At 61.3% G+C, this 9,563-nt stretch carries 10 protein-coding genes; 5 read left to right on the top strand and 5 right to left on the bottom strand.

The genetic code is table 11. The annotated features are described in order from the left end of the window. From PLL20_00600 to groL (PLL20_00585), 4 genes are all read right to left on the bottom strand, one after another. The coding region (locus PLL20_00600; GenBank protein ID HPD28464.1) for a DnaJ domain-containing protein at window positions 1–341 on the bottom strand (341 nt) is incomplete at its 3' end. Window positions 342–522: 181 nt separating this feature from the next. Further along, entirely contained in the window at window positions 523–2,130 is a 1,608-nt protein-coding gene (groL, locus tag PLL20_00595) for a chaperonin GroEL (protein HPD28463.1), read from the bottom strand. A gap of 93 nt (window positions 2,131–2,223) precedes the next feature. Continuing rightward, window positions 2,224–2,520: a co-chaperone GroES gene (gene groES, locus PLL20_00590; protein ID HPD28462.1), complete on the bottom strand. Its 297-nt coding sequence runs from the start codon at window positions 2,518–2,520 to the stop codon at window positions 2,224–2,226. A 105-nt stretch (window positions 2,521–2,625) separates the two neighbouring features. Continuing rightward, window positions 2,626–4,284 carry a chaperonin GroEL gene (gene groL / locus PLL20_00585; GenBank protein ID HPD28461.1) on the bottom strand — a complete coding sequence of 553 codons (1,659 nt, stop codon included), beginning with the start codon at window positions 4,282–4,284 and terminating at the stop codon, window positions 2,626–2,628. A gap of 425 nt (window positions 4,285–4,709) precedes the next feature. On the opposite strand from groL (PLL20_00585), the gene PLL20_00580 reads away from it, so the two are divergent. The 3 genes from PLL20_00580 to PLL20_00570 all read left to right on the top strand — a co-directional run bounded on the left by PLL20_00580 (window position 4,710) and on the right by PLL20_00570 (window position 6,000). After that, window positions 4,710–5,045, top strand: a complete 336-nt coding sequence (locus tag PLL20_00580; GenBank protein ID HPD28460.1) for a DUF2089 family protein — start codon at window positions 4,710–4,712, stop codon at window positions 5,043–5,045. Continuing rightward, window positions 5,026–5,385, top strand: a complete 360-nt coding sequence (locus tag PLL20_00575) for a hypothetical protein (GenBank protein ID HPD28459.1) — start codon at window positions 5,026–5,028, stop codon at window positions 5,383–5,385. Before PLL20_00580 ends, PLL20_00575 begins: the two co-directional genes overlap by 20 nt. Window positions 5,386–5,772: 387 nt before the next feature. Then, on the top strand, window positions 5,773–6,000 hold the full coding sequence (locus PLL20_00570) for an antitoxin family protein (GenBank protein HPD28458.1): 228 nt from the start codon (window positions 5,773–5,775) through the stop codon (window positions 5,998–6,000). Between the two features lie 153 nt (window positions 6,001–6,153). On the opposite strand, the gene PLL20_00565 is transcribed toward PLL20_00570, so the two are convergent. Next, a complete protein-coding gene (locus PLL20_00565; GenBank protein ID HPD28457.1) occupies window positions 6,154–7,053 on the bottom strand; it encodes an NAD(P)-dependent oxidoreductase in 900 nt (299 codons plus the stop codon). A gap of 111 nt (window positions 7,054–7,164) precedes the next feature. Between PLL20_00565 and PLL20_00560 the strand changes: the two genes are divergently transcribed. Both PLL20_00560 and PLL20_00555 read left to right on the top strand, forming a co-directional pair. Beyond that, window positions 7,165–8,007: an SAM-dependent chlorinase/fluorinase gene (locus PLL20_00560; protein ID HPD28456.1), complete on the top strand. Its 843-nt coding sequence runs from the start codon at window positions 7,165–7,167 to the stop codon at window positions 8,005–8,007. A 391-nt stretch (window positions 8,008–8,398) separates the two neighbouring features. Then, window positions 8,399–9,517, top strand: coding sequence for an FAD:protein FMN transferase (locus PLL20_00555; protein HPD28455.1), 1,119 nt, complete (start codon window positions 8,399–8,401; stop codon window positions 9,515–9,517). Window positions 9,518–9,563: the final 46 nt, after the last annotated feature.

Genomic DNA, 9,563 nt, shown 5'->3' with positions numbered 1-9,563 from the left:
ACACCGCCGCCGCGCCGGCCGTCGCCACCAAAGATTCCGCCCCCGAAGATGTCGTCGAACATCGAGAAGATGTCGTCGACACGCATGTGGCTGTAGTCGTGGACGCCGACGCCGCGAAGCCCCTCGTGGCCGTAGCGATCATATCGTTGCCGCTTCTGGGGATCGGAGAGCACCTCATATGCCTGGGCCGCCTCTTTGAACTTGGCCTCGGCATCAGGATCGTTCTTGTTCCGGTCAGGGTGATACTTGAGGGCGGCCCGGCGGTACGCCTTCTTGATCTCGTCCGGCCCGGCATCCCGGGAAACCCCGAGGATTTCGTAATAATCTCGCTGTGCCGCCACTACCATACTCGCAGCAAACTCGCCGATTGAGAAGACTCAGGTACCGCACCGCAGCGATCCCCGCCTTCGCCAGCCCGTCATGCCGCCAGCCCGCAGCGTCGAAGAGCGGGTTTGTCCCGGCTCCATCGGCGATACGGGCTGGAGCCCCCTGTCAGACAAGGGCCGGCATCGACTCTATGAACTATCGGACAGCCCCGACGACCTCCTTCTGATCATCCTTGAGATCGGTGACCAGAACCTCAGTGGTGAGCATGAGCCCGGCCACGCTGGCGGCGTTCTCAAGCGCCGTGCGCGCGACCTTGGCCGGATCGATTATACCGGCCTTGAACATGTCCACAAATTCGCCGGTCCGCCCGTCAAACCCGATGTTCGTGCCTTTCTCCATGATTTCCGAGACCACCACGGCGCCGTCCTTGCCGCAGTTTTCAGCGATCTGCCTGGCCGGGGCCTGGAGTGCCCGGATCACAATGTCATAGCCGAGCTTTTCGGGGCCGTCGGCTTTGTCACGGGCCTTCTTGACCGCGTCGATAGCCTGGACGAAAGCCACGCCGCCGCCGGCGACGACGCCCTCCTGGACGGCCGCCCGTGTGGCGTGGAACGCATCCTCGACCAGATCCTTGCGCTCCTTGACCTCGGTCTCCGTGGCCCCGCCGACGCGGATGATGGCCACGCCCCCGGTGAGCTTGGCCAGGCGCTCTTGCAGCTTCTCGCGATCGTAATCACTGGTGGTGGTTTCGATCATCTGGCGAAGCTGATCGCATCGGCTCTTGACGTCCGCTTTCTTCCCGGCACCCTCGATAATGGTGCACGAATCCTTGTCGACGACAATTTTCTTGGCCCGCCCGAGCTGAGACATCTCGATGTTCTCGATCTTGATGCCCAGATCCTCGCTGATCAACTGGCCGCCGGTCAGAACCGCGATATCGCCAAGCAGAGCCTTGCGACGGTCGCCGAAGCCAGGGGCCTTCACGGCGCAGACGTTCAACACCCCGCGAAGCTTGTTAACCACCAGGGTGGCCAGGGCCTCGCCCTCGACGTCCTCGGCAATGATCAGCAGCGGCTTTGCCGTGCTGACGAGCTTCTCGAGCAGCGGGATGAGGTCCCGAAGGTTCGAAATCTTTTTCTCGTGGATAAGGATGTAGGCGTCTTCAAGCACGCACTCGAGCGTGCCGGCGTTCGTCATGAAGTAAGGCGAGATGTAACCTTTATCGAACTGCATGCCTTCGACGATTTCCTTCTCGGTCGCCAGGCTCTTGCCCTCTTCGATCTGGATGATGCCTTCAGTGCCGACCTGTTCGAGGGCTTCGGCGAGCAGTTTGCCGACCTCGGCGTCGCCGTTGGCACTGATGGTGCCGACCTTGGCTATGTCGTCGCCTTTGACCTTGACCGCCTGCTGCTTGATGCTCTCGACGGCCACTTTCACGGCGGCGTCGATACCCCGCTTGAGGGCCATCGGATTCTCGCCGGCAGTGACGCTCTTGAGGCCCTCGCGATAGATGGCCTCGGCCAGGATCGTAGCGGTGGTGGTGCCGTCGCCGCTGACGTCGCTGGTCTTTTTGGCCACCTCGTTGGCCATCTTGGCGCCCATGTTTTCGAAGGGATCAGGCAATTCGATCTCCTTGCTGACCGTCACGCCGTCCTTGGTGACTCGCGGAGACCCGAACGATTTCTGCAACACCACGTTTCGGCCGGTCGGCCCCAGCGTCACCTTGACCGCCGACGACAGCTTTGACAACCCCTGCCAGAGTTGCTGTCTCGCCGCATCTTCAAACATCAATTGCTTGGGCATCTCTATCTGCTCCTCGCTTTTCGCGATTCCTGCTCTCTTGTTTCGGGCCGCGCCGTCGTTCGATGCGGCCGCTTCCGCCGGTTACAAGGGCGGCTACTCCAGGATTGCCAGAACGTCGCTCTCCTTGAGAATCACGTATTTCTTCCCGTTGATTTCCACGTCGGACCCGGCGTACTTGCCGTAGAAGACCTCGTCGCCGACGTTTACGCTCATCTTGCCGCGTCCGCCGTCCTTGAGCAGCTTGCCCGGCCCCGTTGCCAGCACCTTGCCGCGCTGGGGCTTTTCCTTGGCCGTGTCCGGCAGGACAATGCCGCCGGCCGTCTTGTCCTCGGCCTCACACTGCTCGACCACGATCCGATCATCCAAAGGCTTGATGTTCAGCTTCGCCATCGCGTCTATCTCCGTTCGTCTTCAGGCTCCGTATATGAGGACCCGTTTGTTGCCGAAAACCGTAACACCACTCGCTGCAAAAGGGCGACCGCGTCGTCCGCACGATCACATCATGTCCCCCATGCCCTCCATGTCGTCCATTCCGCCGCCCATGCCGCCGGGGCCGCCTTTTTCCTCATCCTTCTTGGGCTTCTCGGCGACGATACAGTCGGTGCTCAACAGCAGTCGTGCGATACTGCTGCCATTGACGAGCGCCGCCCGGACGACCTTCGTCGGGTCCATGACTCCGTCCTTGAGCAGGTCGCCGTAGGCGTTCGTTTCAGCGTTGTAGCCGAAAGCGCCGCTCTTGGCCTGAACCTTGGCGAGTACCACGCCCGGCTCCTGGCCGGCGTTGGCCGCGATCTGCTTGAGCGGGGCGGACAGGGCTTTGCGCACCACCTCGACGCCGGTTTTCTCGTCACCGTTGCACTTCACGTTGTCCAGAGCGTCAATACAACGAACCAAGGCCACGCCGCCGCCCGGCACGATACCTTCCTCGATGGCCGCGCGAACCGCGTGGAGGGCATCCTCGATACGAGCTTTCTTCTCCTTCATCTCCGTTTCAGTGGCCGCTCCGACGTTGATCTGAGCCACGCCCCCGGAGAGCTTGGCCAACCGCTCCTGCAGTTTCTCGCGGTCGTAGTCGCTCGTGGTGATCTCAATCTCGCGGCGAATCTGGGCGCAGCGGGCCTGAATCTCGGCCGTCTTGCCGGCGCCCTCAATGATCGTCGTATTATCGTTGTCCACCCGCACCTTCTTGGCGACACCAAGGTCGGCAATTGACACTGCATCAAGTTCAATGCCCAGATCCTTGGTGATGCATTTGCCGCCCGTGAGAATGGCGATGTCCTGGAGCATGGCCTTGCGGCGATCGCCGTATCCGGGAGCCTTCACCGCACAGACTTCCACGATGCCTCGCATCTTGTTAACCACCAGCGTGGCCAAGGCTTCACCCTCGACGTCCTCTGCGATAATCAGCAGCGGCTTCTTGGCCTTGGCGATCTTCTCGAGCAATGGAACCAGCTTCGTGACGCTCGAGATCTTCTCCTCGTGGATCAGGATGTAGGGCTTTTCCAGAACGGCTTCCATTGCGTCCTGGTCGGTGATGAAGTGCGGGCTAAGGTAGCCACGGTCAAACTGCATGCCTTCGACGAGGTCATAGTTCGTTTCCGCGCTCTTGCCTTCTTCGACGGTGATCACGCCGTCCTTGCCGACTTTCTCGAAGCACTGGGCGAGCAATTCTCCGATGCTGCGGTCATTGTTGGCTGAGATCGCGGCGACGTTGATCAGGTCCTCGCGGGCCGTGACCTTGACCGGCTTGGCCAGTTTGTTGAGGGCCTCGGTAACCGCCTCGACGGCCTTGGCGATTCCTCGGCAGAGGGCCATAGGGTCGGCCCCGGCCACGATGTTTCGCAAGCCTTCGCGATAAATGGCCTCGGTCAGTACGGTCGCGGTGGTGGTGCCGTCGCCGGCGGCGTCACTGGTCTTGCTCGCCGCCTCCTTGACCAACTGGGCACCCATGTTTTCGTACTTGTTGGTCAGGTCGATCTCCTCGGCAACCGTCACGCCATCTTTGGTGACCGTCGGCGAGCCCCAACCTTTGTCGAGCACGGCATTCCGGCCGCGGGGCCCCAACGTGCTCTTGACCGCCCGTGACAGCTTTTCCACGCCGGCCAACAAGCTTGCTCGGGCCTCGTCATCAAATGCCAATTGTTTCGCAGCCATGTCCTTGGTTCTCCTTGGTGTTCACTTGCCCGGCCCAACCCGGCCGGGGCGTTCGTACCTACGTCGACAGGGATTCTCCCCTTGGCTGGCAGTCAGGGCAAACAGGGTGCCACAAGAGGCATGCGGCACGAAGTGTTACGCTTAACTCTTTTGAAAATTTGAAATTACGACAATCTGAATCGTCAGATCTGAGCCCCTCGCCGCCGTGCCAGCGTGGCAGCAATCCCGTCCGGTATGCCATAGTGACAGGGCCGCGAACACGTCCAGTAAATCACAATAGCGGCGGTCTTTGCCACCGGAAGCCAGATCCTGATCTTTAATTTTATGAAAACCGATTTGCTTTTTATTAAAATCGACCATACAGTTGATGCATGTGGCCAACGGCCATGCCAGCAAGGATAAGACCAATAACTTGAGGCAGAGTCATGGGATCGTATGAAACCGAGCCACATCCCCTGACGAGATTAGATAGTAGCGACCTCGACTTTGTCCTTCAGTTGGTTCTGGCCTCCGGTTCTTTGAAGGACGTGGCGGCCGCCTACGGCGTCAGTTATCCGACAATCAGGGGGCGGCTGGACCGGTTGATTGCCCGCGTCAGGCAAGTGCTGGCAGGCAAGGCGGCGGACGTCATGGCCGAAACGCTGGCGGATCTCGTTGAACGGGGGGAAGTAACCACGTCAGCAGCAAGGTCCATACTCGATTTGCACAGACGTGCAATCCAGGCAACTAAGGAGCACAACAATGAGCGAACCGTGGTTTGATGCTAACACGTTCGGCACGATGTATGGCATCATCGGCGGGGGCGTGGGGGGAACACTGTGCGGCGTTCTCGGGGCGATAGGCGGAATCCTGGCCCCGCGAGGCAAGGGACGACGATTCGTCCTTGGGTCCATGGCCTTCTTCGTCGTGGCAGGCGCGGTCCAACTGATCATCGGCCTGATCGCCCTGGCGTCCGGGCAGCCGTACGGCATCTGGTATCCGATGGTTCTTTGCGGGGTTATTTTGGTTGCCGTGATGGGACCGTTGATTCCCGTCGTCCGTAACCGCTACGCGCAAGTCGACCAACGTCGTATCGACGCCGAAGCGATCAGGCGAAGCTAAATGAACCCCGCGTGCTTCTGCCTGAGTAAGCCATTCTAAGCGGCCCGCCTCGAGAGCCGGCCGCTTTGTAGCGCATCCGGAACAACCGAGGGGCTCCAGCGCAATCCGACAATGCTAGACGCTGCCGTTGTGAAGCCGCGACAGGCCTGCAGTTCAACGCCGGCGAGGTCTCGGAGATCACCCTGCCAATCGGCGACCTGAAGGACTGGGAACTGAAGCACTCCGAGTGGCACCGCGCGGGCACGACCCAGCCGGCCACGGCCCCCGCCGCAGGTGAGGCTTCAGCCGGCCGGTGAAGTGACACCGCAAGTTGCCGATCACGGGGACCCGCAAGTATGATGGAGTGTGGCCCGATAGAAGGACCACCGACGCAACCACGGTGCCGTTGTGAAGAACGTTACTCAAACCATATACGTGAACGGGGTACTCAAGCCCCTTGAACCGTTGCCCCTGCAGGAGCACCAGCGGGTATGGCTGACTGTCCAGCCCATGAACGGCAAGTCATCGTCATCACGTGCCGAGGCGATCGAACGTCTGCGCAGCGGCATCGCTCGAATGGGCTTCAACTCCGGCGGCGAGCCGCCAACTCGTGACGAACTGCATGATCGCTCTTGACACAAACGTCCTTCTTGTACTCTGGAAACATACCTGCCCAAAGAGTGCCGGAATTGGAGATCATCAACCCCTTCGTACAGTAGCCTTCGGGAACGTTCAAAGACGGCAGGTCTCAGTCGCCCGAGGCGACTTCGACCGTGCCCTACCTCGCGCTCATTCGCGATCCGGCATTCCGGCGATGTGCTCGAGAGCCAGCATCAGGGCTTGGGTGCCCTTGCGGCCGTGGCCGAGGGCTTGCACCGCCACGTAGAGCTGATGAGCGAGTGCCAGGCCGGGCAGAGGCAGATTCATGCGCTTGGCTTCCTCCAGCGCGATGCCCATATCTTTGACGAAGTGATCGACGAAGAAGCCCGGATCGAAGTTGCGCTTGCAGATGCGCGGAGCGAGGTTTTCGAGCGACCAGCATCCGGCCGCTCCTCCGCTGATGCTCTTGAGCATCGTCTCGACGTCGAGCCCGGCCTTGCGGGCGTAGATCAGGCTCTCGCACATGCCGATCATAGTGCCGGCGATCTGGATCTGGTTGCACATCTTGGCGTGCTGACCGGCGCCGGCCGGTCCCTGGTGGACGACGGTCTTGCCCATCGTCTCCAGCAGCGGCCGGACGCGCTGCACGATTTCCGCCTCCCCGCCTACCATGATTGACAGCCGGGCCTCACGCGCCCCGACGTCGCCGCCTGAGACCGGGGCATCCACGGCATGCAGGCCCTTGGCCCTTGCGGCTGCGTCGATCTCGCGGGCCAGTGAAGGCTCTGTCGTGGTCATGTCGATGAGAATTGTTCCTGGCCGTGCGCCTTCGAGAACACCGTCCTTGCCCATGTAGACTTCTCGCACGTCGCGGGGAAAGCCCACCATGGTGAACACCACGTCCGACGCCTCGGCGACCTGCCGGGGCGTGTCGGCCCACACTGCACCGCGGTCGAGCAGTGGCCTTGCCTTGTCCCGCGTACGGTTGTGGATTGTGATAGAGGCCGCGCGCGCCATGACGTGACCGCACATCGACACGCCCATCACGCCGGTGCCAATCCAACCGATTCGATGCTGGTCGGAAGACATGTGATGATCTCCTGAGACTACGTGACCGCGAGAGTCTTGACCACCTTGACGAGCCGGCGGCTTTATGCCGCCGGTCTTCACGGAACCCATCAGACCACGGTGATAAAGCCCGTGGCTCGTCAAGAGTTCGTTGACTTCGCGAGGGGCCGGTCCATAATGGAGTCCATGGACCCCGTCATCGCCCTTCTTACCGATTTCGGTACCCGCGACCATTATGTCGCCTGCATGAAGGGCGTTATTCTACAGATCAACCCGCGAGCCATCATCGAAGACATTACCCACGAGATCAACCCGCAGGACATCTACCACGGCGCGTTTGTGCTACGTCAATGCCTGCCTTGGTTTCCACCCAAGACGATCTTTGTGGCGGTGGTTGACCCGACGGTGGGTACCAACCGGCGGATCCTGGCCGCTCGATACAGCGATCGATATGTCCTGGCTCCGGACAACGGCTTGCTGACGCTTGTCCACCGCGACGCCGTGCTGCAGGGGGTAAGGTCGGTTGAGAATCACCAATACTTCGCCGCACAGGTTTCGAGGACATTCCACGGGCGAGATATCTTTGCGCCGGTGGCCGCTCACCTGTCCAAGGGCGTTGCGTTTGATCATCTGGGACCGGTGGTCGACAGGATGGAAGTGTTGAGCCTGTCCCGGCCGCGGATCCATCCCGACGGAACCGTTGACGGAGAAGTGGTCCTGATCGACCACTTCGGCAATCTCATTACCAACATCGCGGTCACTGATCTGACGGCGGCCAACATCCGGCGACACCACCTGCACGTCACGGTTGGCGAGACGGTTATCGGACCCCTTCGGGACTCCTATGCCGACGTGCCGCCCGGCCAACCCGTCGCGTTATTAGGCAGCTCGCAGATGCTTGAAATCGGCATCAACGGCGGCAACGCCGCCAAGACTCTGGGAGGGGCTCGGGGCACGCCCGTCATCCTTCGCTAAGCCAGACCGCCTTTTTGCGGGCCGCAACCGGAGCGCACCGCCATCCACAAACATGCGCGCGGGCCGCATAGATCCCTGGTCAATAGGGCTCTGAACAACGGCACGCGATCACACAACAGAGCAGGGCAAAGACCTGTCGGAGTCATGTCGCGTTCCGCATCCGAGGCGACATGGAGTCGGGGATGGTCATGAAAGAGATGAACCGGCTAGCGCCGGAAGATCGGACTGCGGTCTTCCGCACCGCGTAGGCGGGCTGGATCGGCCGTAGCGGGCGCCCGGCTTCACATTTGCCTGGTCGTCGCGGGTTTGCGATACTGTGCTGCCGCCCCTCTGACCGTTCTGTTGCGACTGCGGGCCATGAAGGGGGTACAAGACTCTCAGGCGGAATCGGATGAGTGCTCAAGACTCCTGGTCACGACGAAGGTTTCTGTCACCACGGGGTCTGGGTGCATCCACCGGCGGACTGATCGCCGCGCTTGTGCCACAGATCCCCAAACGACCACGTTCGGCGGGCAAGTACTGCCAGCACTGGTGTGTTTCTCGCCGGGCCATGGGATGCGAATTCACCGTCATGCTACCTCCGGATCAACCCAGCCCCATGGCGTCGGCTGAGGCAGCCCTCGACGAAATCGGGGAGTTGGAAGATCTGCTGAGCGTTTATCGTGGGGACAGCGCCGTTTCGCGTTTGAACCGCCAGGCCGCCGAGGCCCCTGTTCGAGTCAACTACCGGCTTTACGAGCTGCTCAAGCAAGCGGCCCAGTTGACGTGGCAAACGGATGGGGCCTTTGACGTCGCGACGGGCGCGATGGTCAAGGCGTGGGGGTTCCTGCGAGGACCCAAGCGGGTGCCTTCCGAGACTGAACGCCGGGAGGCATTCGCCCGGAGCGGCATGAGACATGTTGTTTTCGACGATGAGGCGATCTCCGTTCATTACGCCGTCCCCGGACTTGAGATCAACCTGGGGAGCATCGGCAAAGGTTACGGTATCGACCAGGCGCTTAAGCGAATGATGGCCGATTTCGGCACCGACTGTGTGCTGATCCAAGGAGGCCGCAGCAGTGTGCGGGCCGTCGGGTCTCCGGCGGACGATGGTCGGGGCTGGCTGCTCGGTATCCAGGATCCGCTTTCGCCGGATCGTCAGCTCGGCACGGTCTATCTGAAAGACCGAGCGCTGGCCACGTCCAGCGCGGTCAACCAGTTTTTTGAGGCACAGGGACACCGCTATGGCCACCTGATCGATCCCCGGACGGGGTGGCCCGCCGACGGCCTGGCCAGCGTCACCGTCCTGGCACCTGATGCCGCTACGGCCGATGCTCTGTCCACGGCTTTGTTTATCATGGGGCTCGACAAGGCGGCCGCTTTCTGTCAGAATCACCCCGAGATTGCCGCTCTCCTCGTCCCAAACCGGAATGGGGACGACGGCCAGGACGCACGGCCACGTGTCGTGACCTTTAACCTACCGCCGGAAGACGTTAGACTGATGCCCGGCAACGACCTGCCGGGTTCTTGAGAGTTGCCTGACGGAGCGATTTCGCCACCAGAGAATTCATAGGTGA

Source organism: Phycisphaerae bacterium (assembly GCA_035384605.1).
In the GTDB taxonomy this organism is placed as follows: domain Bacteria; phylum Planctomycetota; class Phycisphaerae; order UBA1845; family PWPN01; genus JAUCQB01.
This window is presented reverse-complemented; position numbering and strand designations above follow the sequence as displayed.

Bases quoted from the DNA above. Each gene is read 5' to 3' on its own strand.
- PLL20_00580 (HPD28460.1), top strand. From the start codon at position 4,710: ATGGGATCGTATGAAACCGAGCCACATCCCCTGACGAGATTAGATAGT.
- PLL20_00575 (HPD28459.1), top strand. From the start codon at position 5,026: ATGAGCGAACCGTGGTTTGATGCTAACACGTTCGGCACGATGTATGGC.
- groL (HPD28463.1), bottom strand. From the start codon at position 2,130: ATGCCCAAGCAATTGATGTTTGAAGATGCGGCGAGACAGCAACTCTGG.
- PLL20_00565 (HPD28457.1), bottom strand. From the start codon at position 7,053: ATGTCTTCCGACCAGCATCGAATCGGTTGGATTGGCACCGGCGTGATG.
- groL (HPD28461.1), bottom strand. From the start codon at position 4,284: ATGGCTGCGAAACAATTGGCATTTGATGACGAGGCCCGAGCAAGCTTG.
- PLL20_00555 (HPD28455.1), top strand. From the start codon at position 8,399: ATGAGTGCTCAAGACTCCTGGTCACGACGAAGGTTTCTGTCACCACGG.
- groES (HPD28462.1), bottom strand. From the start codon at position 2,520: ATGGCGAAGCTGAACATCAAGCCTTTGGATGATCGGATCGTGGTCGAG.